Raw genomic sequence first — 26994 nt, forward strand, 5'->3', positions numbered from 1 at the left:
TGAGCACCGCGCTGTGGCGCGTACGGCAACTGCCGTACGCGCCACAGGTGTTACGGGGTGCGTCAGCCGATGCGGTAGCTGTCGCCGTACACCTTCCAAGCGAGCGGCGGGTCCAGGTTCAGATTGCCGTTCCGCAGGAAGACGCGCTGGGCGGTGTCCACCCGGCTGGTGTCCGAGTGGGCCTCCTCCTGCTTCATCGCCCAGACCCGGGCGTCCAGGAACGCGTTGAGGTACGTCACTTCGCTGCCGCCCTGCGACGGCGGCTTCGCCTTCGCGAGGGCCTTCCTGCGGATGGAGCCGAAGCTCGCGCTGTCGGCGCCGCCGCCGTGCATGACGAGGGCGTCGTAGTACGCGAACTGCCCGAGGGTGCCGACCCCGTCGGCCTTGGCCTGCCTGACGGCCGGGTCGAAGTAGACCCGGTCGCGCTCGTCGTTCTGCGCCTGCTTGAAGGCGGAGTCCGAAGCGGCCCTCGCCCAGTCCCTCGTGAAGCCCGGGTCGAGCCCCTCGTGGGAGTCGCTGCCGTCCACCTGGCGCAGGGCGGGCAGGTACTTCGCGAGTACGTTGCCGGGCTTGCGCTCCGTGTACAGCTCCACCAGGTCGAGCATGTCGCCGGTGCCGGAGCAGAAGCCGATGATGCCCGCGGTGTAGCCGCGGCCGTCGCCGATGTCCTCGATGTACTTGTACTGGGCCTTCCAGTCCAGCGAGGAGTTCTCCGCGCTGGACACCAGTTGCATGGCGATGTCCTTCTTCGCGGGATCGTCGAGCCCGGTCGCGGCGGCCTCCTGGTGATGTGCGGCCGACGGGGTGGGGGCGTCGTCGGCATGGGCGGTCATGGGAGTCGCCGTGAGTGTAAGTCCGAGCGCCAGGACGGCGAAGCCGATGGGGCGGGTGAGTCGGGTGGTGCGACGTGCGGTGCCGTTATGGGGGTTGTGCACCTGTCCTCCAGAGGGAGTTCGTCGTGCCCTTGTTCTGTTAGGAAGCTTTACTATCAGACTCCGATACGGGTCGTACAGCCCCTCGCCGCAGCCGAGTTGGGATCGCGCTCCGGACATGGAAAAGCCCCGCACCGTGCGTGGGACGCACGGTGCGGGGCCGGAAGGACCGTTACTCTCAGCAGTCCAGGTAGGCGACGTGGATCCAGACTCCCGTACGGCCGCCCCAGAGATCGCCCTTGATCCAGTTGCCCTGCTGACCGTGGTAGTCGAGGTTCTGGCCCCGGTTCACCTGGCCGAGCACGGGGTACTCCGGGCCCGGACCTCCCCGGTAGTTCACCCCGTTGTCGTTGACCGTGCACACCAGCTGCGGCGCCAGGGCCGGCGCCGCAGCCGGCGCGTTCCCGACGGCCACCGCGGACGGGCCCGCCACCAGACCGAGACCGGCGGCCAGAACCATTGCGGTCAGCAACATCTTCTTCATCATCTCTGAACTCTCCCTGACTCTCCGGGGCGCGCACCCGCGTGCGCCTCCGACCCGCTCAACGGGGCCCGCGGTGGTCGGGTCACGGGTGGGCACGGGAGTCGATGAGGTAATGAAAGTGCAGGTCATCGCGGTGCGGACCGGCGCACACGGCCACCGGGCCCGGTGCTCCGCGCGCCTGTCGGCAGAGGGTTTAACGGCCGTCGACGCGGTACCCCGTGCCGTACACCCGCCACCGCAGCGGCGTCTCCAGCTGGAGTTTGCCTTCGCGTACGAACACCCGCTGGGCGGTCTCCACGCGACTGGTGTCCGTATGCGACGGCTCCTTGCCGATCGCTGCCACGCGCGCATCGAGGAAAGCGTGGAGATACGCCTCCTCGTCACCGCCCCGGGCGGGCGGATCGGCCTTCGCGAGCGCCTCGCGCCGTATCGTGACGAAGCCGACCGAGCCCTCCGTGTCGCCATGACCGTGCATCACATAGGCGTCGTAGTAGATGAACTGACCCAGTGCGCTGAGGCCGTCGCCCTTCGCCCGCTCGACCGCCGGGTCGAAGTAGGAGTGGTCACGCTCCGCATCCTGCGCCGCCCGGAATGCCGGGTCCGCGGCGGCCTTCGCCCATGCCTCGGTGAACGGGCGGCCGAGCCCCGTATGCGCGTCGCTGCCCTCCACGGCACGCAGCGCGGGCAGATACCGTTCCAGCGGATTTCCGGGACGGGCCGCCGCGTACCGCTCGACGACGGCGAGCATGTCGCCGGTTCCGGAGCAGAAGCCGATGATGCCCGCGGTGTAGCCGCGGCCGTCGCCGATGTCCTCGATGTACTTGTACTGGGCCTTCCAGTCCAGCGAGGAGTTCTCCGCGCTGGACACGAGCTGCATGGCGATGTCCTTCTTCGCCGGATCGTCGAGGCCGGTCTCCGGGGCGGGGCCGCCGGATCCGGAGCAGCCGGTCAGTACGGCGACCACGAGGACCGCGGTGGTGACGGCGGCTGCGAGCAGGGGGCGAACGGTGTGCTTCACGCGTCAAGCGTGCCAGGCCGGGGGCGGGAGTCCGGGGGCGCCCGAGCGCTGTAGCGTCAGGGGCATGGAAGATCAGTCTGTTGTGGATGTCGGCGATGTGCGGCTGGCGTACCGGACCTGGGGTGACCCGTTCGGCTCGCCGGTCGTCCTGCTGCACGGGCTCGGCGGCTCCGCCGCGAACTGGGAGGCGCTCGGCAGCCTGCTCGGCGCCGAGTGGCGGGTGTACGCCCTGGACCTGCGGGGACACGGGGAGAGCGACTGGCCGGACGAGTACGCGTTCGAGCAGATGAGTGAGGACGTCCTCGGGTTCCTCGACGAGTGCGAGCTCGACCGGGTCGGCCTGGTCGGCCACTCGATGGGCGGCGTCGTGGCCCAGCTCCTGGCCCATGAGCACTCGGACCGCGTGGAGCGGCTGGTCCTGGTGGAGACCCCGGCGCCGTTCCCCGGCGAGGAGAACCCGCTGCCGCTGCCCGAGGGGCCGGTGGACTACGACGAGAACGTGGTCCCCGCGGTGCTGGCCCAGCTCACCGACCCCGACCCGGAGTGGGCGGAGGGACTGGGTGAGATCGTGGCCCAGACCATGATCATCTCGGGTGGCCCGGCGAGCACGATGCCGCAGGAGCGGCTGTCCGAGGTGGCGTCGCTGATCCCGGACTGCCGGCTGATCACGATCCCTGGCGGCCACCGGGTGCACGAGACGCGCGCGGACCAGGTCGCCCACGAGATCACGGAGTTCTTCACGAGCTGAGCCTCACGGGCTGAGTTCACTGGCCGGGATCGGCCTTCGGGTCCACGCGTGCGCTCAGCGCGGCCGTCACGGCGCGCGAGGCGGAGTACAGCGCGAAGCACAGCTGGTCGTCGAGCGTCATGGACGCGGCCGGAGTCCTGTTCTCACCCATACGCCCATTCTGCGCCGGTTGGGTCCCGGGTCCGGCCCGGCGCAGCGGTCTCGTCGGCGTCAGTCGCCCGGCCGCCAGTCCGGCCTCCGGCCGCTCATCCCGATCACCCGGTCGAGAAGCGGGGCATCGGCCGGTACGGGGACCGGCGGCCCGAAGATGTCCGAGCTGTCAGGGCCGCCCTCCTCGGGGGTCAGCATCACCACCGACGAGCGCAGGTCCGCCTCGTCGGCCCGGAACTCCTGCCCGGTCGACCGGGCCAGGTCCCAGCCGTGGATGACGAGTTCGTTGAGCGCGACGCGTCCGGCCACCTCGGCGGGCAGGTCCACGCCGCCCGCCCGGGTCATGCCCTCCAGGGCGGCGGGGGAGCGCCACGCGGCCACCAGTTCGTCGAGCAGCACCGGCAGCGCCTCGCGCCAGTCGGCTCCGAGCACCGGGAGCGCCGCGTCCGGCGAGGTGTCGGTCGTCGGCCCGAGATCCTTCAGGGCCGCGTCGCGGAAGGCCGTGGTCAGCCCGACGAGATGGGCGAGCAGCTCCCGTACCGCGTAGTCCGGGCAGGGGGTGGGGTCCGTGAGCTGCCGGTCCTTCACGGGTCCGAGGAGCCCGCGGATCTGCTGGGCGGCCGACTCCAGATCGAGGGCGGGCGGCGTCGTGTCGTAGGTATCCATACTCCTCAGACTTCCGCGGCGCCCGGAACTCATCGCAGGCCGCGCAACGTCACATTGCGGAAGGTTCCCCCGGCCCCCTTGTCGGCGACCCCCGCACCATGGCATACAGGTCTGGACCATTGCTCTCGAAGGGAAGGCCGGACCGTGCAACGCCCCCACATGCACGCTGTGTTGACCTGTTCCACTGCCCTGCTCCTGGCCGCGCTCACCGCCTGCGGCGGCACCGCGAGCGCCGATACGCAGAAACCGACGACCCCCCGCGGGGTGACGGCCCAGGCCGGCAGCGCCACCTCCGTCCACGTCATGTGGGAGCGCGCCTCCGACAACAAGGCGATCACCGGTTACGAGATCTACCGCGAGGGCGAGAAGGTCGGCTCCGTACCTTCGGCGAAGCGGATGACCGATATCGACGGTCTGACCGCGTCGACGGCCTACACCTTCACCGTCCGGGCCCGCGACGGCGCCGGAAACCTCTCCCGCGCGAGCGCCGCGGCACGGGTCACCACCCCCGCTCCCGCCCCCGCCGACGCAGGGCCCCCCACCGCCCCGGCGAAGGTACGCGGCACGGCCGCCGGCGGCCGCACGGCGACCCTGTCCTGGGGCCGCTCCACCGATGACGTGGCCGTCACCTCGTACGACATCTACCAGGAGGACTCCCGAATCCACAGCGTGCCGGGCACGGAGACCAAGGCCCGGCTGAGCGGGCTGCGCCCCGGCACCGTCTACACCTTCACGGTCCGGGCCCGAGACGCCTCGGAGAAGTCCTCGCCGGACAGCAACGCCGTCGATCTCACCACCGAGTCCGCTCCCGACGCCCCCGCGAGCACCGCCCCCACCGGTCTGCGGACGTCTCTGACCGCCGGAGACGGCGAGTCCGTCGTCGGCCTGTCCTGGGACCAGCCCGACACGGGCGGTGAGATCCCCGCGTACCAGCTCTTCCTCAACGGGAGGATGACCACGACGATCGTCTGGGGCGGTACGCCGCCCAAGGGGCGCGCGACCTACCGTCTGACGCTCAGCGACCCGCCGGGCACGCGCTACTCGCTGAAGATCCGCGCCAAGCTGCCCGACGGCACCTGGGGCGACTTCTCCGCCCAGCGAACGGTCGTACTGACGGGCTGACGGAGTGACGGGCTGACCGGCTGACCGGTTTAGACCGCCACCCCGGACAATCAGGCGCCGTCCAGCGCGCTCCCGGTGGACGTCAGGCAGCGCTCCGCCAGCGCGGCGGGCCCCAAGGGTCCCGCCGCGGGCGCGTCGCCCGCCGCCCAGGTCTCCACCGCCACCCTCACCGCCGCACTGGCGACGGCGGCCGTCAGCCGGATGTCGAGCCGGCCGGCCCCTTCGGCGATCCCGGCCCGTCCCGCGAGCACCACCGCCAGGGTGGCTTCCGATTCGTGGCAGGCGTCGTTCCACACCGACCGGAGCGCCGGGCTGTCCGCGGCCATCCGCAGAAGCGAACGCACCCACTCCAGCGACTCCGCTGCCGCAGCGTCCGCGGGGTCCGGAGTCAGCGCACGCAAGGCCGCGTGCCGGAGCGCCGCCGGGAGCGGCAGGTCGTCCGGGGCGTCCCGTACGGCCTCCGCCCACTGCCCGGCACCGGCCGCGAGAAGCGGGGCGACGGACTCCTCCTTCGTGGCGAAGTAGCGGTAGAAGGTCCGCGGCGCGACTCCCGCGGCGCGTGCGATGTCCTCGGCGCGGGTGGTGCGCAGACCGTTCTCCGTGAAGAGGGCCGCGGCCGTCCGGGCGATATCCAACCTGGTGGCGGCCTTGCGCCGCTCCGTCAGTGAGCCACCGTGCATGCGGGTCAGGCTATGCCCTCGGGAACCCGGCCCTTGGCCGTCATCGATCGACGCAATCTGCCTGTGTGGCACAATCTGCCAAGATCATGGATGCGGGATGACCCAGGGGATGGCAAGAGCAGTGCGTCGGCGTCAGTTTCTTCTCAGGACGGCCGGCCTCGCCGGCGCCACCGCGGCCTTCGGGCTCACCGGCTGCGGTGCCGGTTCGGACCGTAAACTCGATGTCCTCGTGGCCAGTTACGACAAGAGCGTGGGCGCCTCGCTCGGCGATCAGTGGGACAGCGTCGTCAAGGCCTTCAGGAAGCAGCACCCCGACATCACGGTCACGCTCGAACGCGTCCCCTACAACAAGATCGACAAGACACTCGCCAAGCGGGTCGCGGCGGGAAACCCGCCCGACATCGCACAGTCGAACGTCTTCGCCCCCTACGCCGAGGACGACCTGCTCCACGCGAGCTCCGACCTCTTCGATATCGCCACCCAGGCCGACTTCATTCAGTCCTTCGCCGACGCGGGCACCGTCGACTCGGTCCCGTACGGTGTCCCCTTCCTGGCCAGTACGCCGCGGCTCTTCTACAACAAGGAGCTCTTCCGGCGGGCAGGCGTCGACGCCGCCCCCACGTCATGGGACGAACTTCGTTCTGCCGCACAGGCGTTGAAGGCGATCGGCGTCAGGACGCCGTACGGCCTCCAGTTCGGCCCCGAGGCGGCCGAGGACGAGGCCCTGTCCTGGCTGCTCGCGGCCGGCGGCGGCTACACGGACTTCACCGGGTACGACTTCGAGGTCCTGGCCAACATCGAGGCCCTCACCTGGATACGCGACGAACTGGTCGCGGACGGCCTGGCCGGACCGGCCCCCGCCGAGCTCAACAGGACGGCCGCGTACGCCAAGTTCCTCGGCGGCGAGATCGGCATGCTGATAGCCCACCCGCTGCTGATGGGCGCCGCCGAACAGGCCCGAATCCCTTACGCGCACACCGCGTTCCCGGCGAAGGACGGCGGAACCCCCGTACCACTCGGGCTGAGCGACTGGCTGATGGCGTTCAAGAAGGACGAGCGCCGCGAGGAGTGCGGCGCCTTCCTCGACTTCCTCTACAGCGGCACATCGGCACTCACCTACGGCGGCAGCCAGTCCGCACTCCCGGTGACGTACACCGCGTCCGACGCGGCCCGCGAGATACCGGCCCAGCGCCCCCTGTGGCCCTTCATCGACCAGCTGGACCACGCCAGATTCGCCCCGGTGAACATGCGCTCCTGGCCGGCAGTGAGGGACGCGATCCGTAAGGACGTGGGCCGGGCGGTACTGCCGAAGGGCGACCCCGGCACCGTACTCAAGGGCCTGAACGACGCGGCGGCCCAGGCGGAGATACAGGCCGCGGCCGGCTGAGGCACCAGGGGTCGGCGAGAGCGACAGCATCCAGCGCGGCGCAGCTGCCGTTCAGCTCATGATGCAGACGATGCCTGCCACGTGTCGTGCGTGACTCCTACGGGGCCGGCGGAGACTGCGCTGCCTTCGTTGCTTGGTACCAACTGACGGAGTTTTTCACGCGTAGCAGGGTCGGTGGAATACACCACCGTGCCCACCATGCCGCGAGTCAGCAGCACTTTGTACGTGTTGCGGATGAGGCGATCCACATCTGCGTCAGACGTGGACTTCTTGAAGACGGGATCCTTGGACGCTGTTCGGTCGGTAACCCAGTGATCCTCCCGCCACACCAGGTCAGGGCCCAGGATCACGCCGCTCCAGTCGTACTCAAAGCCCTGAGCCGTGTATACGCATCCCACTTGCCCGAAGCCGGCTGGGTCCGTTGCCCAGAGCGCGGCCGGAGGCGCACCTGCGACCGCCCTCTCGCCGAAGACATTCCAGGGCCGCTCCCAGTCCCCGATGACGACATCCGCGGGCAGAGCCTGCCCCGGTGGAACCTTCTTGGACCACTTCCAGCAGTAGCCCGCGGATATGCGTGCGCCGAAACCCTGTGCTCGGCGGCCGTCGAGAAACTTCTCCATTTCCTGTGGGCTGTCCGCGACGATGAGCTGCATCTTGTCGTCCGGATCCCACCGCACGGGGCCTCCCGCTTCCAGCCCCAGCAGACGGACAGTCCATCGCAGGTACGCATCGCTGCCTCCGCACCTGAACTGACTGTCCAGGGGCACCACGTGGCAGGCGAGCCCTCTGGCGGCAGCGGCCGCCGAGATCTCTGCGACGGTCCCCATCTCTCCGGGCCGTACAACCTGGTGCTCATCGAGCAGGAAGACCGGCACCCGTGCCGTGTCGATGAGTTCCTCGATCTGTGCCTTGCCGGTACGGCCGGCCGCCGGGGTGTAACGGTTGGCCGAGGTCTCCCGCATGCGATGCGCCTCGTCACAGATCAGCACGTCGATACTGTTGCGTTCGGCTGTCATGAAGCTGTTGAAATACTTGAAGAGATCCTGCACTTCACGCTTCCGTGCCCCGGCCACTTTGCGCATCGTCGTGGTGAAGGAGCTCGAACCGGTCGCGTGCAAGGCCGTGGTTCCCTGGCGGTACAACTCGCCGAGCAACGAGAGGGCGATGACACTCTTGCCGGTGCCCGGACCACCCGTGACCACCACGACCTCCTTGTGGTCGGACTGGTTTGATCTTCGCACCGCGTTGAGTACAGTCCGGTACGCGACCTGCTGCTCGTCCAGCAACACGAACTGTTCCCGCTCGCGCACCTCTTGAGCAGCCACAGCCATCAGCTGCCGGGAAGGGCCGACCTTTCCGGCCAGCAACTCGTCGGCTGCGGACGCTCCGGAGCCCTTTCCGAACTTCGTACGCAGGTACTCGATGAACTCGCTGCGCCTCGCGCCGATGAACAGCTGTCCGTACGCATCCTGCTCGGCTTCGAACAGCCCACTGACCCCGAACTCGGTCGCGTTGTGCAGATATGCGGCCCCGGAGATCCGTTGAGGGTGCTCGGCCAGTGCCCCGTTGAAGGAGACCAGATACTTGCAGTGGGCGCGCACTTGGTCGACAGGATTGAGCACAGGCCGGGCGTACGCGTCGATGTGGCACAACGACGGATCCTCGTCGTCGGGCTCGGCGCTGCTCCACTGCTTGAGTTCGACGACTACGTACGACGGCTCTCCGGTCTTGGGATGCACACCCGCAAGCACTGCGTCAGCACGCTTGCTGTTGAGCGGCAATCCGTATTCCAGCAGCATTTCCACCTGATCGAGACCGGCTTCATTGAGCGCGTTGGCCAGCACGGGGATGCTGCGTTCCCAGGATCGTGCCTCGGAAGTGCTGGGCCTGTAACGGTGCACGTGGACGAACTGCTCAGCCAGTCGGAGGAAGAGAGAGCCGGACAGACACTCAGCGGCGACTGCGGCGGCGGACTCGCGGAACAGCAACGGATGCCCCCAGGCAGCACGAAGGAACTCGCGCGGGTGGGGGCATGTCCTTCGAGACTCCGCCGGAGCGGAGCGGAAGCCCGTCGGGCCGCAATGGCAATTAGTCGAACTCTAGCGTGAGCTGTTGTGCGACGGCCTGCTCGACCTCTGTGACCAGGGGTGGGAGCTTTCTCTTCTTCGGTTTGGCCAAGGGTGAGTCGGCGACCGTGCCGGCGATCAGTGTGCGCAGGGCGTTGCGAGTGTCCTCGTCCTCGGAGAAGATGACGATCCCGCTCCGGGCGCGCGTCAGCAGGACGTGGTAGGCGTGCCGAACCAGGCGGTCCACCTGCGCGTCGCTCACTGTCTTCTGCTTGAGCTTGCCGTCATGGGTCTTGGTCCGGTCCACAGTGAAGCGGCCGTCCTGCCAGACGAGATCCCGACCGATGATGACGCCGGCCCAGTCGAACTCGAAGTTCTGCGCGGTATAGATGCATCCGATCTGTCCGAAACCTCGGGGATCGGTCGCCCACTGACTCGACTCCGGCACGCTGTCGAGCTTGACACCATCCTTGGCGTTCCAGGGCCTGTGCCACTCATCGATCCTGACTTCGACCCGCAGCTGGCCCTTCAGGGGCTTCTTCCACTCCCAACAGAATCCTGCCGTCATACGCGCACGGGATCCGTCCTTCTCCATGCGCTCCATGAGGAAGGCCTCCATGTCCTCCGGGCTCTCCGCCAGCCGGACGTCGATGCGACCGTCCGGCACCCACGCCGGGGCGGTGGTTGCTTTGAGGCTCAGAAGCTTCGTCACCCATTTGCGGAAGGCGATGCTGCCTTCCGCGCGGAACATGCCGGGCAGCTCGATGACCTCGTAGTCACAGTCGCAAGCTATGGCGCGCTCAACGAGATAGTCGACAGTGCCGACCTCGTCCGGGCGAAGGGACTGCCAGTCGTCGAGCAGGAAGACAGGCATCTCGGCGACGCGGATCAGTTCGTCGGCCTGCGGAAGGCCCCGTTCCTTGACCCACTTCTTGACATCCCGGCCGTCCGACTTCTCACGCACTCGATGGGCCTCGTCGCAGATGAGGACCTCCAGTGAGTTCTCCTCCAAATGCCCGAACTGCTGGAAGTACCTGTAGTCCTTGAGCGACTGCTTGCCGACGGCTCCCCGCTTCCCGTACGGCGCGGCGTCGACGGCGGCCTTGCGTAGGTTTTTGGTGAAGGAGCGGGAACCGCTGGCATGCACGACGTGGTGCCCCTCCTGCTTGAGGGCACGCAGGAGTTCGACGGCAACGGCGGTCTTCCCGCTGCCGGGGCCGCCCTGGATGATGACGACCTTCTTGCGACCGCTCTTCGATCCGCCGGCGCGTACCTTCTGGCGGACCTCCTGGAAGGCGATTTCCTGCTCCTTCTGGAGAGCGAACACAGGGTGCGGACTTCCGACCCGGCTGAATGCTTCGCTCGACGAGGGCGCTTCGTACTGTTGGGCCTGACACAGAACATCGGCCGCGTGACTTCCGGAGACTCCTTGAGCCAGCCGCGACGCGATGAACGCCTTGAACTCGCCGAGCCGGTCTCTCGTGTACAGACGGCCGTGGTCACTCTGTGGCAAGTCGAAGAGTGAAGCGACCTCGTCGCTGGCGTTGTGGAGCAACGCGACACCGGCGATCCGTTGGCGTGCGCCGCGCAGCGGTGCGAGGTGCTGGACGAGGTACTCGCAGTAGCGCTGCACCTGGCGTACGGGATGGAGCTTCGGTTTGTCGTAGCCGGCATCGACCGCGATCGGGTTCGTCGGTGACACCACTGCCTTGTGCCACTGCTTCAGCTCGATGACGACGTACGACAGATCCCCAGAAATCGGATGCTGCCCGGCAAGGATGACATCGGCGTCACCGGCCATTCCGGGCGTGGAGTACTCGATGAGCACCTCGACCGAATCAAGGCCGAGGGCGATGAGTACGTGGATGACCTCCGGCAGGCTGTGGTCCCAGGAAGCGATCAAGCCATTGTTCGGCTGCTTCTTGTTGGGGTGAGACTGCACGTACTCGTTGATCAATCGCTCGGTGAGAGGGAGATTCTCTCGTCCGACGGGGGTGATGAGCAGGCGCAGTTCAGCAGCCGACTTCCGGAGCAGCAAAGGGAATTCCCCACAGGCACGACGGATCTCGTGCGGGTGGGGGCGTTTCCTGAACGGAAGCCCGTCGGGCCGCAATGACTTTCGACGTACCTTAGCCGGACTTGGTCGATCTTGAACAACAATCGATTGATCCGAGGACGGCCTTCGCGTCGGGATTGCAGGCACGCGGGTGATGGCGGGTCCCCGGACCCGCCGCCCCTCGGCTAGCCGAGAAGGTGCGCTGCCGCCTGCACGGCATTCCGCACCAGGTCCGAGCCGAAACTCGCGGCGACGCCGATGAGGATGTCGCGTACCCAGGTGCGGCGTGCGGGCGTGTACTTGGGGTGAGGCATGCGGAGAGCATCTCCTTCGGGAGTCGGGTGGAAGGGAAGGCTCCCAACCGGGAACTCTCCGTACTCACCGAAGTGAGGCCACCGGACCAACGAAATCGTGTGCAGCGCAGGGCCGTACCCCGTACACCCTCCGGGGAGGGCGCGCGGCGCAAAGCCACGCTATCGCACGGTTGGAGAGGAGAATCAGCGCCTCGACGAGCCCACCGGGGGCCGGATGCCCAGCAGATGGGGGCGGGTACGGCCGGTCGGGCCCGAGGTAGGGTCGGAGGGGATTGTGCATTCGTTCGCATGGATACCGCGGAGGTCGGACCGTGACGGCAGCAGGAACGCCTTCGGCCCCCAAGCCGGGCCCTCCGCGCAAGGAGCGCTGGTTTCAGTCGCGCCGTTCCACCTATTCGTGGGAGCAGGAAGGGCTCGATCACGTCCGGCAGCTGATGCCAGCTGCTGAGCCGTACCGTGCCTGGGCCACTTTCTCCTTTACCGCAGCCTCCGGCCGCACCAACGAGTGTGACCTCTTCATCGCTGTGCCCGGTGGTCTGTATCTGCTGGAGCTCAAGGGGCACCCCGGCCGAGTGATCAACCACGGCGATACCTGGCAGTTCCATGACGACCGCGTCCGTACGCTGAAGAACCCGCTGCACCTCACCGACCTGAAGTGCAAGGAACTCAAGGGCCAGTTGGAGCGAGCGGCGCGGTCCATGGGCGTCGATCCGCGGCGGGTCCCGTTCATCAAGCCCGCGGTTTTTCTCCACGCCCCCGGTCTGGTTAGCGGTCTCGACGAGTTCCAGCGGATCAACGTGTACGGCCGCAATGACGGAGCCGGCGGACTCGACAGGATCTGGGACGATCTGCTCGGCAAGCCGCCGGAGCGTGAGAGCTGGCGCGTCACCCCCCAGTCCGCGCAGCTGCTGGAGCAGCTGATGCAGAAGATCGGCATCAGCGATTCCACCGCACACCTTCGCTACGGCGACGACTGGAAGCTGGAAGCCGGCGTGCTGGACGCAGGTCCGGGCTGGGAGGACCGTCTCGCTGTCCGCGATGACGGGCTGGTCCAGGAGGACGGGCGCGTACGGATATACCTGGTCGAGCAGATGGCCGGCGAAGCAGCCAAGCGAGCGGCGGACCGAGCCGCCCGCCGCGAGTACCAGGTGCTTCAGGGCATCACGCACCGTGGAATCGCGCAGGCCGTCCAGATCCGTCAGCACCAGGGCGGACCGGCGATTCTCTTCCGTCACCGTCATACCGACCTGCGGCTCGACGCCTACCTGGACGCCTATGGTGGCAATCTCACCCCGGAGATCAGGCTCGACCTGGTACGGCAGCTCGCCGAGGCGCTCCGCTACGCACACAACCGCTCGCTCTACCACCGTGCACTGGCCGCCCGTTCCATTTACGTCTCCGCGCAGGAGGACGGCTCCGAACCCGTCGTTCGCATTACGGACTGGCAGACGGCTGCCCGTGATTTCGACACCACGTCGATGCGCTCGATCGGCGATACCCCGCTGGACAGCGCCCTGATCGAAGACGCCGCTCAGGTCTATCTGGCCCCGGAGACCGACCAGGAGTTCGCCGATCCGGTGGACCTGGACCTGTTCGGGCTCGGATCGCTCGCGTATCTCCTGCTCACGGGTGAGCCCCCGGCAGACCGGCGCAGCGCGCTGATCGAGCGGCTGTCCACGGAGGGCGGACTGCACCCCTACGCGGTTGCAGACGGGTTCTCCGACAGCCTCGACGACCTCGTCTACCGTGCCACGCGCGCGGAAGTCGTGGACCGGCTGCCCTCAGCGGAGCGATTCCTGGATCTGCTGGACGAGGCCGAGCAGCAGACCACTGTTCCCGACCAGTCCGTGTCCGTCGAGACCGACCCTCTGACTGCACTGCCTGGCCAGTCGGTCGACGGGACGTGGATGGTCCGGCGGGTACTCGGGACGGGGGCAACGGCCCGCGCACTGCTGGTCGAGCGGGTGGTGGAACAGGCCGAAGGACTCGATGGCCGGGTCGTCGTCGAGGAACGCGTCTTCAAGGTCGCGCTCGACCGGGACAAGGACGCCAGGCTGTACGCGGAGGCCCAGGCACTGAAGGCAGTGGGCGGAGGCCGGATCATCCGGCTCCTCGAAGAACCCCGCGAAATCGCCGGACACACCGTCCTGGAACTCGAATACGCGGGGGAGTCCTCCCTGGGCGCACGTTTGCGCGGCGAAGGGCGCCTGACCTACGACCAGTTGGAGCGGTATGGCAACGACCTCTTCATCGCGCTCGATCAGCTCGCCGCCAAGGGCACCCGCCACCGCGACATCAAGCCGGACAACCTCGGCCTGCACAAGCGCAACGACGGCTCGTGGGAGCTGTTGCTCTTCGACTTCTCACTTGCGGACGCCTCCGAGCGCGACATCACGGCAGGTACGCGCGGCTACCTCGACCCGTTCCTCGGCAGCACCCGCCGCTCGCTGTACGACGATCATGCCGAGCGCTACGCGGCGGCAGTGACCCTGCACGAGATGGCGTCGGGAGAGCGTCCTGTTTGGGGTGACGGCCAGACAGACCCCCGCATGAGTGAGGACGTCGCACTGTTCGTCGCGGCCGAGTTGTTCGAGCCGGGACTTCGCGACGGCCTCACCGCCTTCTTCCAGCGCGCCCTGCACCGTGACGTCGACCGTCGCTTCGACACCTTCAAGCAGATGGAGGACGCGTGGCGGCAGACATTCCGTACTGCCGACTCGGCGAAGCCCGCCACCACTCCGGCCACTGTCGGAGCCGTCGCCGCCAGCACGGAGGAAGCCCGCGAGACGGCCGCTGCCGCCGCTGAGCTGACTACCGCGCTGGAGGCGGCCGGGCTCTCTCCACGCGCCGTCTCCGTCGCCAACGGGTTGAGCGCGGGCACCGTCGAAGAGCTGCTCGACGTGCCTCCTCACACGATTGCCCGTGCTCGCGGTGCGGGAACGCTCGTACGCAGAGAGCTCAACCGGCGCCACAAGCAGTGGACGGCGATGCTGCGAAGGCCGGCCGCAGAGCCCATGCCTTCCGCAACGGCTGCTATGCCGCCATCACTGGCCGCCGATCCGCAGGCACAGGCGCAACTCGTCGCCGCCGAACCCGTCGACTCGCTGGCCTCACGCCTCACACCTGGACCGGCCCGCAAGGGGAATCTGCGACCCGAGATCATCCGTCTCACGCTCGGTCTGCCGCGCTCGGAAGCCGATGGTGGCGGGCTTTCCCCGCTCGGGGCATGGCCACCGCAAACGGCCATCGCCAAGCACCTGGGCAGCAGTCAGGCCACTGTCTCCCGCCATCATGTGGCCGCGATCGAGGAGTGGGCCGCCACCGACTGGATCCCGCAGATCCGGGACGAACTGGTGCAGATTCTTGCCCAGTCCGGTCGCGTGATGACGGTCCAGGAAGCGGCTGCCGAACTCCGTGTGAGGCACGGCGCCGGGGACGACACCCCCGAGCGCACCCTGGCCAAGGCTCTGGCCGTCGTCCGCGCATCCGCCGACGCCGAGGCGCTCCAACGCGATACCGAACATGATCCGCGTCTCGAAGTACTGCGCCGCGGCTCCCGTGTCCTGCTGGCACTCGACTCACTGCCGGGCACGGACGACCCCACCCCGCAGGAGCTGGCCGACTATGCGGCGGCTCTCGGTGCGGAGGCCGACCGGCTGGCCGATGAGGACCCGCTACCGGGCCGCGCTACCGTCGTACGTACCCTGCGCGAGGTCGCGGCGCCCAGCGGGATGACTCCGCTCGCCGACACCCGCCTGGTCAGCCTTGCCGCAGTGGTCGCCCGGCATGCCTCCGCATCGCCACGGCTGGAGATCTACCCCAAGGCACTCGGGCTGGCCCGTGCCCTGCGTATCTCCCAGGCCGCCGCCGGAGTGCGTCGGGAGACGGGCATCTCGATCAGCGAACTCGTGGCACGCGTCAAGGCGCGGTTCCCGTCAGTGCCGGTGCCTGATGCGCCCACGCACATCGAGATCGAGGACGCCCTCAAGGAAGCCGGCTTCCCGCTGGAGTACGACACCGTTCGCAGGCGCTTCTTCCCTCCGGCGGTCGAGGGAGCGCGCTGGTCGAGCTCCATCTTCACCCGCACCAGCGTGCTGGTCGCCGAGGCCCGGACAGCAGCGGCGGCCGGGCGCGACCCGCAGGCCGTGCTGCGCACAAGGCTCGCTACGTCTGTCGAGCGCGGCGGCTTCCTCGCGCTGACCCTCAAGGGCGCCGACCTGCCGGGTGCGGCGGCTGCGGTGGCAGCCGACTTCGGAGTCGTCCCGGTGGACTTCAACAAGGAATTCCTGAACATCTTCCGGGCGCTGGCCGACGAGTTGAACACCGACTGGTCCAAGGTGCTGCGCGCGGACTCCGCCTTCACCGGCAGCGGAGAGCTGAAGCCGGGCCTGCGTTCGTACGTCCAGCGGGTCACCGGGCGGATGTCTGAGCGCCTCGTCGGCATGGCGGAGGAGGCAGGTCCCAAGACGGTGCTGTTCGTCCACAACGCGGGTCTCCTCGCCCGCTATTTCGACGGCGGCGGCCACGACCTGCTGGTGACACTGCAGCAGGCGGCCCGCCGCCCCGCCCAGATCCCGCACGGGTTGTGGTGGCTGTGCCCGATGGAGGACCCGAAGCAGACGCCGTCGCTGGACGGCCGCACAGTGGAAGTGGTCGACCGGGCCACGGAGTGGGCGGTGATCGACTCGCTGTTCCTGAAGGGACTCCGGGCGGGGGCCTGCGCAGGGGCCGAGGACGCCCCCTCATGAGGCTGCTCCTTTCGCCCCATCCATCCCGCCCTTCACAACAAATACATATCGTGTTGTCCATCTCTGGCGTGTCGGGCCATGTGGGCTGATAGGTAGATACCTCCAGGGGGGACCTGCGAGTGTGGATACCCCTGTGCGCTCTGCTCAGGAGGTACCCGCCACATGCCCCATCAGCCCCAGACCGTGTCCGCCGCCACGAGCGATCCGGGTCTCGACCGGCTGAAAGTTGTGCTTGAGGGGTGGCGCAACTCCCTCTTGGACATGGGTGGGCGCAACCGGTTGCTGAACTTTCGGCATACCAAGACGTCAACTCTTGAGATCACCTCGCCCGATGCGGGATCCCTGCTGCCGGAACTTGTCAGAGGCTGGGAATTCGCACGAGTAGTGGAGGCAGCCGAGGAAACCGACGACGAGAGTCGTGGAGTGGTCGAACGACGACCCAACCCCGGGCTGATCACTCAGAAGGCCACCCAGGCGACGCTGGACAGTGCCCTGTACCAACTGCGGCAGAAGTCCGGTCAGATGTTCAACGACTACGGCCTCTGGGTGCTGTGGCTGGGCGTGGGGATGCTGGACTGGTGCGAGGACGGGGCCCATGAGGGCAGCTCGGCACCGCTGTTGCTGGTCCCGGTGGAGCTGCGCCGTGACAGCCACCGCCGGTACCGGCTCCACCTGGCCGACAACCAGGACCGGGCCCATAACCCGGCACTCGCTGTGAAGTTGGATCGGATGGGTGTCGACTGGTCCAAGGTCACCAGTACCGACGTCACCGATCTGCCCGCTCTGTTCTCCGCGGCCCGCGCGGTCTCGGCCGGGCAGAAGGGCTGGTCCGTCGACGAGCGCGTCGTGCTCGGCCTCTTCGCCTCGCACCGCGAAGCGATGTACCAGGATCTGCAGCAGAACGAGGACCAGATCCTCCGGCATCCGCTGGTCCGCGCCGTTGCCCTCGGTCCCGATGCAGGCCTGCCCGATGACCTCATCGGTTTCGAGCCCCCGGAACTGGATCGCATCGACGACGTCCAGCTGCCCGAGAAGACTCCGCTGGTGCTGGACGCCGACGCTTCGCAGCGCCAGTGCATCGCCGCGGCACTCGACAACCGGTCCTTCGTGATGAGCGGCCCGCCCGGCACCGGCAAGAGCCAGACCATCACCAACATGATCGCCGCCCTCATGCATGCCGGCCGCAGTGTGCTGTTCGTCAGTGAGAAGGCTGCCGCCCTCGACGTCGTGCGCAACCGGCTGCGCGGCGTGGGCCTCGGCGACTTCGTCATGGCGCTCCACAGCGGTGATACGAGCAAGAAGGCGGTTGCCACCGAACTCGCTCGGGTGCTGACCACCGAAGCCAGGGTCACCGGCGCGGCCGAGCACGAACTGGAGCGGGCACGCCGCCTGCGCGAAGAGCTGTCCGCGTACGCCGCCGGGATGAACCAGAACAGGGAGCCCCTCCAGCGGACCCTCCACGACGTCCTCGGACGACTTGTCCAACTGGAGCAGGCAGGTACTCCGCAGCTGCCACTGTCCGCCCAGAACGCGAAGACCGTCCGCACCCTGAGCGCCGGAGCCCTGCAGGAGCTCGCTTCAGCCAGCCAGGCCATCAGCAGGGCCTGGCGCCCCGCCGCCGAAGGGGAGACCTTCTCGTGGCGCGGTCTGGTCGGCACATCGGCGCACCAAGTCGCCACCGAGGCGTCCGATGCTTTTGACGCGCTGCGGACCGCGACCGACCGTCGCCCATTCGCGGCGACGCTCGACGAACCCCGATCGGTGCGCGAACTCCAGCAGACCGTGCGCTCCGTGCGGACCGGCCTGCCTGACGGCACCGGCTCACCCGATGCGCCCCTGCCGGACGACGTCTCCAGTCAACTCGCGCAACTTGCCGACCTTTTCGGCCTGCCGAAGCAGGAGCACGTCGATGCGGCCTTCGCCCTCTGTGAACTTGCGGACCTGACCACTGCCGAACACCGGCCGCTACGAGGGTGGTTCGACAGCGACACTCTGAGTCGAGCACACCAGGCCGCACACGAATTGCGGCAGGCTCTGAACGCCGAGACCGAGGCGCGCACGGCCGCCGAGGACGTCTTCGGCGAGCTAGTCGTTCAGGCGACGGACCTGCCGGACCTGGTGGTCCGTTTCGCGGATCAGCACCGCGGGCTGATGGCCCGGTTCTCGGGACAGTACAAGGCTGACCGCGAGGTCGTCGCGGCACTCACCCACTCAGGGTCCTGGGCCAAGTCGCTGCCCGGCCGCCTGGAGCAGGCTCTGGCCTGGCACACCGCAGCGGCCGAGGTGGTACGCCTTGCTGCCGAGCACGCCCCCCTTCTGGGCAGCTATGCCCCGCGTAACCAGGGAGCGGTGGAAGCGCTCGACAAGGCGCTGGCGATCGCTGACCGCATCGCCGAGCTGAGCCGGGATGCCGGCGGGCGAGACCTGCTGGCCGGCCATCTGGCCGACGGTGTCGACACGGACCGCCTTCCAGGGCTGCTGGCCGACAACGTACGGCGTTCGCTGGGTGACTGGTGCGCGATTTCCACCCGCCGAGCCGAACGCTGGAGCGCGTCCGTTACCGCGCTGCTCGGCCTCTTCGACACTGCCCGGCAAGGGCAGCTCTCCCCTCTCCTGCTGGGCACCTTCGACCAGGCACAGCAAGTGGTCGATGCGTTCCTCGCCGACCCGCACGGCCCCGAGGAGTGGCACGCGTACCGCGACGCTCTCGGCGTCCTCGCGCGTCACAGCGCCGACGACCTGGTGGCGAGCGCGGCCGAGCGGGCCGTCGATCCGCAGCAACTGCCGCACATCGTTGAACAGGCGATGCTCCGGTCCTGGGCCGACGGCATCCTTGCCACCGACGCACGGCTGCGCACGACCCGTTCGGACGACCTGGACGCACGCGTGGCGGACTACCAGGAAGCCGACCGCCGTCTGATCGCTGCCGCGGGTGGTGCCGTGATCGAGGCGTGCAACAAGCGCCGCCCCCGCCGCTTCGGGAGCGGGGGCGGTGCCGTCATCACCCGTGAGGCGGAGAAGAAGACCCGGCACATGCCCGTGCGTGAACTGCTCGGCCGGACGCACGAGGTCGTGCAGCCGATCAAGCCGTGCTTCATGATGAGTCCATTGACGGTCAGTCAATTTTTGCCTTCCGACTACCACTTCGACGTAGTCGTCTTCGACGAAGCCTCGCAGGTCCGGCCCAGCGACGCGATCAACTGCATCTATCGCGGACGTACGCTTGTCGTCGCCGGTGACGACAAGCAGCTGCCGCCGACCTCGTTCTTCGACTCCGCGGGTGAGGACGACTCGGATGAGTACGAGGAGGACGTGCCCGACTCCTTCGAATCGCTCCTGCACGCCTGCAAAGCCGGCGCCATGCGGGAACTGCCCCTGCGCTGGCACTACCGCAGCCGTCACGAGAACCTGATCACCTTCAGCAACCGCTCGTTCTACCAGAACTCGATGGTGACGTTCCCCGGTGCCCTTGACGAGGGCAACGACGTCGGCGTCGCCTTCCTCAAGGCCGACGGCGTCTACGACCGAGGCGGTCGCCGCGACAACCGGGCCGAGGCGGACTACGTCGCCGAGCGCGTCATCCATCACTTCGACACCCGCCCCGGCAAGACCCTCGGTGTGGTGGCCCTTTCCCAGGCACAGGCCTCGGCCATCGACCAGGCCGTGCAGCAAGCCCGTCTCCTGCGCCCCGACCTCGAACACTGCTTCACCGAGGGGCGTCTCGATGGTTTCTTCGTCAAGAATCTCGAGTCGGTGCAGGGTGACGAACGCGACGTGATGATCATGTCGGTCGGCTACGGCCCCGACGAGCACGGCAAGCTCGGACTGAACTTCGGTCCCATCAACAAGGGGGGTGGCTGGCGGCGCCTCAACGTCGCGGTCACCCGCGCCCGCTATCGCATGGAGGTCGTCGCCTCCTTCCGCGGCACGAGCCTGGCCGACAGCACGAACGAGAGCGTCCAGCATCTCAAGCGCTACCTGGAGTACGTGGAGAACGGCCCCGCCATCCTCGCCCGCGACGTCGTCCAGTCCGACGCGGAACCCGACAGCCCCTTCGAGGAGTCCGTACTGGCCGTGCTGCGCGACTGGGGCTACCGGGTCCAGCCGCAGGTCGGCGTCGCCGGTTACCGCATCGACCTCGGCCTGCGCCACCCGGAGCTGCCGGGCGCGTACGCCCTCGGCATCGAGTGCGACGGGGCGATGTACCACTCCTCGAAGACGGCCCGAGACCGCGACCGGCTGCGCGAGCAGGTGTTGAACGGCCTGGGCTGGCGGCTGTACCGGATCTGGGGCACCGACTGGTACCGGGGGAGGGCGGCGGCGGAGCTACGGCTCCGGGAGGCGGTCGAGCAGGCCGTCGCTCAGGGCCCGCTGTCGATGTCCCTCCAGGTGCCGAGGCCTTCGGTTCCGGCGGATGAGGTGTCCGGAGCTGTGGCCTCTTCGGTCAGTCCGGCGGGTCAGTCCGGCGGACGGGTACTTACAGTTCCTGTCACTCACGTACCCGCGCAGGCGAAAGCGCCGGTCGAGATCGAGTACGAACGGGTACCTGTCGACACCGAGGTGCAGCGGGAGTGGAGCGCTCCGTATCGTGCCTGCCGGATCACAGCCACCTCCCGCCACGAGCTGCACACGCCGGAGGCCAGGCCGGCGCTGAAAAGGGCGCTGACGCAGATCATCGGTGCCGAAGGCCCTATTCACGAGGACCTGCTGGTGCAGCGTGCCCGTGAAGCGTGGGGCGTCGGCCGGGCGGGAAACCGCATTCGGGACAACGTCCGCGCCGTGGCGCAACAGCTGGTCCGCTCGGGAAGCGTTTCCTCGCAGGGCAGCTTCTATGAAGCGGCCGGTCGAGCAGGCAGGCTCAAGGCCCGGCGAGCGGAGGACGGGGAGACGGCACGCAAGGTCACGTACATCGCCCCGGCGGAGCGGCAACTGGCGCTGAGCGAGCTTGCGGCGGAGTGCCCGGGCATGACCCAAGACGAGTTGATCAAGCAGGCGTGCGAGTTCTTCGGATGGCGAAGGATGGGTGCGGACATCCGCACGTGTCTGGAGGCGGACATCGCAGAGCTGTACAGGCAGCGCAGGCTCGAGGGTGGGCCGGGGCGCATCAACGCGGTGAGCTGACGATCACCCGGAGGGCGGGGCGGGCGCGGGGGGAGCGGGGAATCACGGCTTCCCGTTCCTGCCCGCGCCGCTCCCTCACTGCTCGTCGTCGAGTTCCAGATCGAGCAGCAGATAGCTGTGGTGTTCGCGGCCCAGTGGCGACCGGGCGGTGGTGACCAGGACCTTCGTCCGTACCGTGCGGTTGGCGTAGGCGCTCAGGAGCGCGGTCACCTCACGGTCGGCGCGGACGGTGACGACTCCGCGGTCCGCGACTTCGATCTCCACGGTCCCGCGGACCTTGCTGCCGCCCACCACGGTGCCGAGGAGTGTGTCTTCGAGATCTTCGAAGACGGCTGCGCGCAGCGTCTGCCGACAGCGTTGCGCGCCATCACTGCTCAGGGTCGACGTCCGCAGGCCCGCGTGGGGCGACTGCCAGGTGAGCCTGACTCTGGCGTCCGCATCGGCAACCACGCCGGACAGCAGCGACAGGTGCCCGGAGGCCCGACGCCCCAGCGGAAGTGCGGCGGCAAGGATCGCGTCCTCGGCGCCTGCCCCGGATTCCGCCTTGTCGGTCAGGTCCAGGATCGTTGACATGGCGCGGTCGAGCAGGGACTCCATCGTGCCGACATCGTGGAGTTCCTGCTGGGCTTCCGGCGGGGCTTCCTCCAGAAACATTCCGTAGGACGAGGGGAAGACAGCCGAGGAGTACAGCTTCGTGGCGCGCTGGATCTCCTTGGGGACCGGGCCGGAATCATGAGTCGGGCGCTGATCGTCCAGAGCGTGTGCGACGGACGTGACGGCCGTCTGTAGAGCCGTGAGCCACCCACCGAGAACGGACGACTCGATCCGATGATCACGTACGGGTGGGCCGTCGAGCGCGAGGCAGAGCGAACGGCGCAGTGCGTCCTGCTGCCCCTGGTCGCCGAGTGGTCGCCCGTGCGCCATGGCATTCCGTAGACGCCGGTGCTGGGCGGTCGCGAGCTCGCCCAGGGAGTGGACGGGTGCGTTGCCCGGAGCCTTTGACCGGTTGGCTTGCAGCCATGCGAGCAGCGCTTGCCTGTCTGAGGGGTCGGGCAGGTTCTGCGGGGCGTTCACAGCAGTACCTCCACGTATCCGCGCCGACTGTCGGTTTGAGTGTTACCCAGTGTCGCTCGGCAACGCTGCCAGATCTCGTCGTAGAGCCCCAGCTGATAGAACACTTCCCGGTCTCCTGGTGCCATGGCTCCGGTCACACCGAGATCTCGGAAACGGGCGGTTTCCGGCAGTCGCAGGATGTACGCGTCCACGCGCATGCCCTGACCGACACACCAATCGCGCGTCCCCAGGTTGTCCAGATACTCGGCGACGTCGCCGTCCGATTCATGCGCATCGTAGACATCGTGCGGGATCAGATAGGTGACATCCACATCGCTGGGGTCGATCTTCCCGCTGACGAAGCTGCCGGCCAGCCACATCCGGCTCACTGCTCCGAGCACGGCCTCCACTGCTGTGAAGTGGTATTTCCATTCCTCGAAGATCTCCGTGCGGGTGGTTGAGCCGGCAAATCGCTCGTCCTTCACCAGCTCCGTCTCCACGTCCGCCCAGGACAGAGGGAAGCGCCCTGGCGGCAACGTGTCCGTGGCCGGGAGGAAGGGCGGGAGGGGAGGCATGAGGCTCCTTTGCGGGTGATCGTGCGAGCACGATAAGTCAGGAGACGGGGGTCATGGGGCCGCTTGGGATTCTTCCGCCGATGGGGTGACAGAAGCCGTGCTGTCCGATCCGGCCGAAGCGTCCGGAGATGGGGGCTGAACTGGCAGGATGGATGAGCCGCAGGCACGGGATGGTTTGGGTTACGGAAAGAGGGGCGCCCCGGTGGACAAGGCCGCACTGCTGAAGGATCTGCGCAAGCAGGTCACCTCGCTGGAGGACGACCTCCGGGCTCGCACGGAGTCGGTGGACGAGTACCGCACGGAGCTTGAGCGCGAGTACGCGGCGGCCCGCGAGGCGAGCCGTACGGCGGCGACCTACGGGGCCTGGCGGGACGAGCGCGTGACGCAGGCGGCGGCGGCCTGGGTACTGGCCACGGTGTTCGTGCGGTTCTGCGAGGACAACGGCCTGGTCGACGACCCCTTCGTTGCGGGCCCGGGGGAGCGGCTCGCGGACGCGGAGGACCGGCAGGCGGCGTTCTTCCGGGAGAAGCCGGAGCTGAACGACGGGGACTGGCTGGTGGCGGGCTTCGATCACCTGTCGGGGGCGCACAAGGCGGTCGCGGGGCTTTTCGACCGGGGCCACAACGCGCTGTGGGAGCTGAGTCCGTCGTACGAGGCGGCGACGCGGCTGCTGGGGTTCTGGCGTGAGCGGGGTGCGGACGGCGAGATCATCTACGACTTCACGGACGGGGAGCTGGACACCCGTTTCCTGGGCGACCTCTACCAGGACCTGAGCGAGCACGCGCGGAAGACGTACGCGCTGTTGCAGACGCCCGAGTTCGTGGAGGAGTTCATTCTCGACCTGACGCTGGAGCCTGCGGTCGAGGAGTTCGGCCTGGACCCCGTGTGGAAGCACAAGCCGGCGGGCTGGCAGGGCGACGAGGCGGTTGTACGGGGCCTGCGGTGCATCGACCCGGCGTGCGGCTCCGGTCACTTCCTGCTCGGCATGTTCGAGCGGCTGCTGAAGAAGTGGCGGGAGGCGGAGCCGGGCACGGCGGACTGGGAGCTGGTGCGGCGGTCGCTGGAGTCGGTGCACGGCTGCGACAAGAACCCGTTCGCCGTGGCGATCGCCCGGTTCCGGATGCTGGTGGCGGTGCTCAAGGCGTGCGGGGAGCGGCGGCTGGCAGTGGCTCCGGAGTTCCCGATCAATGTGGCGGTGGGGGACTCGCTGCTGCATGGGCGAGGGGCGGAGACAATTACGGAGACGCTGGACTCGGCCATGGAGGGCGGGGAGCGGGCGTTCGCGTTTCGGACCGAAGATGTGTGGGAGTTCGCGGATCGGGTGGATCTGCTGGGGCGGGGGAGTTACCACGTGGTCGTGGGGAATCCGCCGTACATCACGGTCAAGGACAAGCAGGAGAACGAGAATTATCGGAAGGCATACGACGCGTGTGCGGGGAAATACGCGTTGTCGGTCCCGTTTGCACAGCGGATTTTTGAGCTGGCTGTGCGGGCAGGAGGTGATCGGCGTGACGGGGGGTTCACGGGCCATATCACGGCCAACTCTTTCATGAAGAGAGAATTCGGAAAGAAACTGATCGAGGAATTCTTCGGCAAGGTCGACCTGACGCATGTGATTGATACGTCGGGGGCGTTCATTCCAGGACATAAGACGCCAACGGTGATCACTGCGGGGCGGAACCAAGTGTCGCGACAGGCGGAGCCGATTCGAGTGGTGCTGGGTATTCGGGGGGAGCCGAGCCACCTGGAGGATGCGGCGCAAGGGCGGGTATGGTCGGCGATCACGGATCAAGTAGGGAGGCCGGGAAGCGAGTCAGATTGGGTTACTGCGGAAGACGCGGAACGGGGGGCATACACCCAACATCCGTGGTCACTGAGTGGTGGTGGAGCAGGCGACCTTTTCCAGCGCGTAGATGGGAAAACGGCTACGCGGCTCGGGGGCCGGGTAAAGCGCATCGGCTTCTACGGCGTGATGGGTGCCGATGAGGCCATGACAGCCACGGCTCGTGCATTTGATCGTGACTGTACCGAGCCTTCGTATCACCTGCCGTTGACGATTGGTGATGAGGTTCGCGAGTGGGGTGTCTCAGCGGCCGAGCACGCGTTTCATCCGTATGACTCGGCGCATGTGATCGTGAATCTTGAAGAGATTCCGAAGCATGCGCGGCGGCTCTGGCCTTTCCGTACTGAGCTTGGTAACCGGGCGACGTTTTCCAGAGGAACGTACTTCAGTGACGGGCGCCCCTGGTATGAATGGCATCAGCTGCCCAAGGATGATGGTACGCATTCCTGGGCAGTGTCGTTTGCGGAGGTGGCAACACACAATCACTTCGTATTGGAACGAGGAGGCAAGGCATTCAGGCAGACCGCGCCTGTGATCAAGCTTCCGGAGGGGGCCACCGAGGAGCATCACGTGGAGTTGCTCGGGGTGCTTAATTCATCCACTGCCTGCTTCTGGCTCAAACAGGTGTGTTTCTGTAAGGGGAACGCGACTGCATCAAGCGGCATGGCGGACCAGCCGTGGTCGTGGAACTATCAGTTCAGCAGCACTAAGGTTGCTGACTTTCCGCTGCCAGCGCAGCTGCCTTTTGAGCTTGGACAGCGTCTCGAGTCGCTTGGTCGGGAAGCGGGTCAGTGCGATCCCACGGCCATGGACCATGCACCCTCACGTGCCAACTTGGCCAAAGCACGCATCGATCACACCTCTGTCCGCGCCAAAATGATTGCCCTCCAAGAGGAGTTGGACTGGACGGTCTACGGCTCGTACCACCTCCTCACCGGGGACGAGGTGGCCTGTACAACGCTGCCCACACTTGCCGAAGTGCCCGGGATCGTCCTCGGGGAGCGGGCATTCGAGATCGTGCTGGCGCGGAAGGTCGCCGCAGGTGCAGCTGAAACCGCTTGGTTTGATAGGCACGGGGCTACCCTAGTCACCGAGATTCCCACGCACTGGCCAGACGAGTACAAGGCCGTCGTCCAAGCTCGCATCGACATCATCACCTCGCGCGAGGACATTGCTCTGATCGAGCGCCCCGAATGTAAGCGGCGCTGGGCCTCGGAGGCGTGGGCGAAGAAGGAGAAGAGAGCCCTCCGTGTCTGGCTGCTCGACCGATGTGAGGACGAGGATCTCTGGTTCGGGCTCCGGGACGGCTTTCGGGTGCCCCGCACTCTGACCGTCTCCCAACTGGCTGACGCTCTGAGGCAGGATGCCGACGTTCAGGCGGTCGCCGAGCTTTACGCCACGGATCACATGGGCAAGCGCGACGCGAGCCTGGCGACGGTGCTTGCGGACGTCATCGCCGTCGAGCACGTTCCACACCTTGCCTCCCTGCGTTACAAGGACTCGGGTCTGCGTAAGCGCGAGCAATGGGAGCAGGTGTGGAACCAGCAGAGGGAGGAGGACCAGACGGGGAAGCGGCACGATATCCCCGTACCTCCGAAGTACGCATCCGCCGACTTCCTCAAGACGTCCTACTGGTCGCGTCGAGGCAAGTTGGATGTGCCCAAGGAGCGGTTCATCTCCTACCCCGACGCGTCGCCCGACTCGGACCCGACGCTGCTCCTAGGCTGGGCCGGCTGGGATCACAAGGATCAGGTGCAGGCCCTGATCAACGTGATCAATGACCGTACTGAGCAAGCTGGTTGGGAGACGTCTCGACTGACCCCGCTCATTGCGGGCATTCAGGAGCTGATGCCGTGGGTGCGCCAGTGGCATGGAGAGTACGACGAAGGGTGGGATGGCACGCCCGCTGAGGAGTACCAGACGTACTTGGACGAGCAGCGCGCCAAACACGGGCTCTCGGCCGAGGACCTCATGGCCTGGCGTCCGGAGAAGAAATCGCGCGGTCAGGCGAAGAAGGCTGACTGACTCGCC

At 67.5% G+C, this 26994-nt stretch carries 17 protein-coding genes; 6 read left to right on the forward strand and 11 right to left on the reverse strand.

From position 1 onward, the window contains the following. Positions 1 to 62: 62 nt before the first annotated feature. From ACWGO0_RS11790 to ACWGO0_RS11800, 3 genes are all read right to left on the reverse strand, one after another. Positions 63 to 935, reverse strand: a complete 873-nt coding sequence (locus ACWGO0_RS11790; RefSeq protein WP_453531805.1) for a chitosanase — start codon at positions 933 to 935, stop codon at positions 63 to 65. 175 nt (positions 936 to 1110) lie between these two features. Then, positions 1111 to 1407: an SH3 domain-containing protein gene (locus ACWGO0_RS11795; RefSeq protein WP_453531808.1), complete on the reverse strand. Its 297-nt coding sequence runs from the start codon at positions 1405 to 1407 to the stop codon at positions 1111 to 1113. A gap of 202 nt (positions 1408 to 1609) precedes the next feature. After that, positions 1610 to 2434 (reverse strand): chitosanase, encoded by an 825-nt coding sequence (locus ACWGO0_RS11800; protein WP_453531811.1) that lies wholly within the window; start codon positions 2432 to 2434, stop codon positions 1610 to 1612. Positions 2435 to 2498: 64 nt separating this feature from the next. Between ACWGO0_RS11800 and ACWGO0_RS11805 the strand changes: the two genes are divergently transcribed. After that, positions 2499 to 3182, forward strand: coding sequence for an alpha/beta fold hydrolase (locus ACWGO0_RS11805; RefSeq protein ID WP_453531814.1), 684 nt, complete (start codon positions 2499 to 2501; stop codon positions 3180 to 3182). A gap of 16 nt (positions 3183 to 3198) precedes the next feature. On the opposite strand, the gene ACWGO0_RS11810 is transcribed toward ACWGO0_RS11805, so the two are convergent. Further along, positions 3199 to 3333: a hypothetical protein gene (locus tag ACWGO0_RS11810; protein ID WP_453531817.1), complete on the reverse strand. Its 135-nt coding sequence runs from the start codon at positions 3331 to 3333 to the stop codon at positions 3199 to 3201. 59 nt (positions 3334 to 3392) lie between these two features. Beyond that, positions 3393 to 3998: a TIGR03086 family metal-binding protein gene (locus tag ACWGO0_RS11815; protein WP_453531820.1), complete on the reverse strand. Its 606-nt coding sequence runs from the start codon at positions 3996 to 3998 to the stop codon at positions 3393 to 3395. 159 nt (positions 3999 to 4157) lie between these two features. Between ACWGO0_RS11815 and ACWGO0_RS11820 the strand changes: the two genes are divergently transcribed. Next, entirely contained in the window at positions 4158 to 5120 is a 963-nt protein-coding gene (locus ACWGO0_RS11820) for a fibronectin type III domain-containing protein (protein ID WP_453531823.1), read from the forward strand. Positions 5121 to 5170: 50 nt separating this feature from the next. Here the strand turns inward: ACWGO0_RS11820 and ACWGO0_RS11825 are convergent, their stop codons facing one another. Beyond that, on the reverse strand, positions 5171 to 5800 hold the full coding sequence (locus ACWGO0_RS11825) for a TetR/AcrR family transcriptional regulator (protein ID WP_453531826.1): 630 nt from the start codon (positions 5798 to 5800) through the stop codon (positions 5171 to 5173). Between the two features lie 109 nt (positions 5801 to 5909). On the opposite strand from ACWGO0_RS11825, the gene ACWGO0_RS11830 reads away from it, so the two are divergent. Then, positions 5910 to 7187, forward strand: coding sequence for an extracellular solute-binding protein (locus ACWGO0_RS11830; protein ID WP_453531828.1), 1278 nt, complete (start codon positions 5910 to 5912; stop codon positions 7185 to 7187). 56 nt (positions 7188 to 7243) lie between these two features. Here the strand turns inward: ACWGO0_RS11830 and ACWGO0_RS11835 are convergent, their stop codons facing one another. From ACWGO0_RS11835 to ACWGO0_RS11845, 3 genes are all read right to left on the reverse strand, one after another. Next, a complete protein-coding gene (locus tag ACWGO0_RS11835) occupies positions 7244 to 9175 on the reverse strand; it encodes a DNA/RNA helicase domain-containing protein (protein ID WP_453531831.1) in 1932 nt (643 codons plus the stop codon). 100 nt (positions 9176 to 9275) lie between these two features. Continuing rightward, the gene (locus ACWGO0_RS11840; protein ID WP_453531834.1) at positions 9276 to 11366 is read right to left on the reverse strand and encodes a DNA/RNA helicase domain-containing protein; all 2091 of its coding nucleotides are present in this window, start codon (positions 11364 to 11366) and stop codon (positions 9276 to 9278) included. Positions 11367 to 11494: 128 nt separating this feature from the next. Next, positions 11495 to 11623, reverse strand: a complete 129-nt coding sequence (locus ACWGO0_RS11845) for a DUF6408 family protein (RefSeq protein WP_453531837.1) — start codon at positions 11621 to 11623, stop codon at positions 11495 to 11497. Between the two features lie 311 nt (positions 11624 to 11934). Between ACWGO0_RS11845 and pglW the strand changes: the two genes are divergently transcribed. Then, a complete protein-coding gene (pglW, locus tag ACWGO0_RS11850; RefSeq protein WP_453531840.1) occupies positions 11935 to 16371 on the forward strand; it encodes a BREX system serine/threonine kinase PglW in 4437 nt (1478 codons plus the stop codon). Between the two features lie 162 nt (positions 16372 to 16533). After that, positions 16534 to 21492 (forward strand): DUF3320 domain-containing protein, encoded by a 4959-nt coding sequence (locus ACWGO0_RS11855; protein WP_453531843.1) that lies wholly within the window; start codon positions 16534 to 16536, stop codon positions 21490 to 21492. A gap of 75 nt (positions 21493 to 21567) precedes the next feature. On the opposite strand, the gene ACWGO0_RS11860 is transcribed toward ACWGO0_RS11855, so the two are convergent. Next, positions 21568 to 22566, reverse strand: a complete 999-nt coding sequence (locus ACWGO0_RS11860; protein WP_453531846.1) for a hypothetical protein — start codon at positions 22564 to 22566, stop codon at positions 21568 to 21570. After that, positions 22563 to 23120, reverse strand: coding sequence for a DUF6932 family protein (locus tag ACWGO0_RS11865; protein ID WP_453531849.1), 558 nt, complete (start codon positions 23118 to 23120; stop codon positions 22563 to 22565). Before ACWGO0_RS11865 ends, ACWGO0_RS11860 begins: the two co-directional genes overlap by 4 nt. 202 nt (positions 23121 to 23322) lie before the next feature. Between ACWGO0_RS11865 and pglX the strand changes: the two genes are divergently transcribed. Then, entirely contained in the window at positions 23323 to 26988 is a 3666-nt protein-coding gene (gene pglX / locus ACWGO0_RS11870; RefSeq protein ID WP_453531852.1) for a BREX-2 system adenine-specific DNA-methyltransferase PglX, read from the forward strand. Positions 26989 to 26994: the final 6 nt, after the last annotated feature.

The organism is Streptomyces sp. NPDC055749, assembly GCF_053617235.1.

Excerpts from the sequence above, each read along its gene's own strand:
- ACWGO0_RS11795 (WP_453531808.1), bottom strand. The coding sequence starts at position 1,407 with ATGTTGCTGACCGCAATGGTTCTGGCCGCCGGTCTCGGTCTGGTGGCG.
- ACWGO0_RS11805 (WP_453531814.1), top strand. The coding sequence starts at position 2,499 with ATGGAAGATCAGTCTGTTGTGGATGTCGGCGATGTGCGGCTGGCGTAC.
- ACWGO0_RS11810 (WP_453531817.1), bottom strand. The coding sequence starts at position 3,333 with ATGGGTGAGAACAGGACTCCGGCCGCGTCCATGACGCTCGACGACCAG.
- ACWGO0_RS11815 (WP_453531820.1), bottom strand. The coding sequence starts at position 3,998 with ATGGATACCTACGACACGACGCCGCCCGCCCTCGATCTGGAGTCGGCC.
- ACWGO0_RS11820 (WP_453531823.1), top strand. The coding sequence starts at position 4,158 with ATGCACGCTGTGTTGACCTGTTCCACTGCCCTGCTCCTGGCCGCGCTC.
- ACWGO0_RS11825 (WP_453531826.1), bottom strand. The coding sequence starts at position 5,800 with ATGCACGGTGGCTCACTGACGGAGCGGCGCAAGGCCGCCACCAGGTTG.
- ACWGO0_RS11830 (WP_453531828.1), top strand. The coding sequence starts at position 5,910 with ATGGCAAGAGCAGTGCGTCGGCGTCAGTTTCTTCTCAGGACGGCCGGC.
- ACWGO0_RS11845 (WP_453531837.1), bottom strand. The coding sequence starts at position 11,623 with ATGCCTCACCCCAAGTACACGCCCGCACGCCGCACCTGGGTACGCGAC.
- ACWGO0_RS11855 (WP_453531843.1), top strand. The coding sequence starts at position 16,534 with ATGCCCCATCAGCCCCAGACCGTGTCCGCCGCCACGAGCGATCCGGGT.
- ACWGO0_RS11865 (WP_453531849.1), bottom strand. The coding sequence starts at position 23,120 with ATGCCTCCCCTCCCGCCCTTCCTCCCGGCCACGGACACGTTGCCGCCA.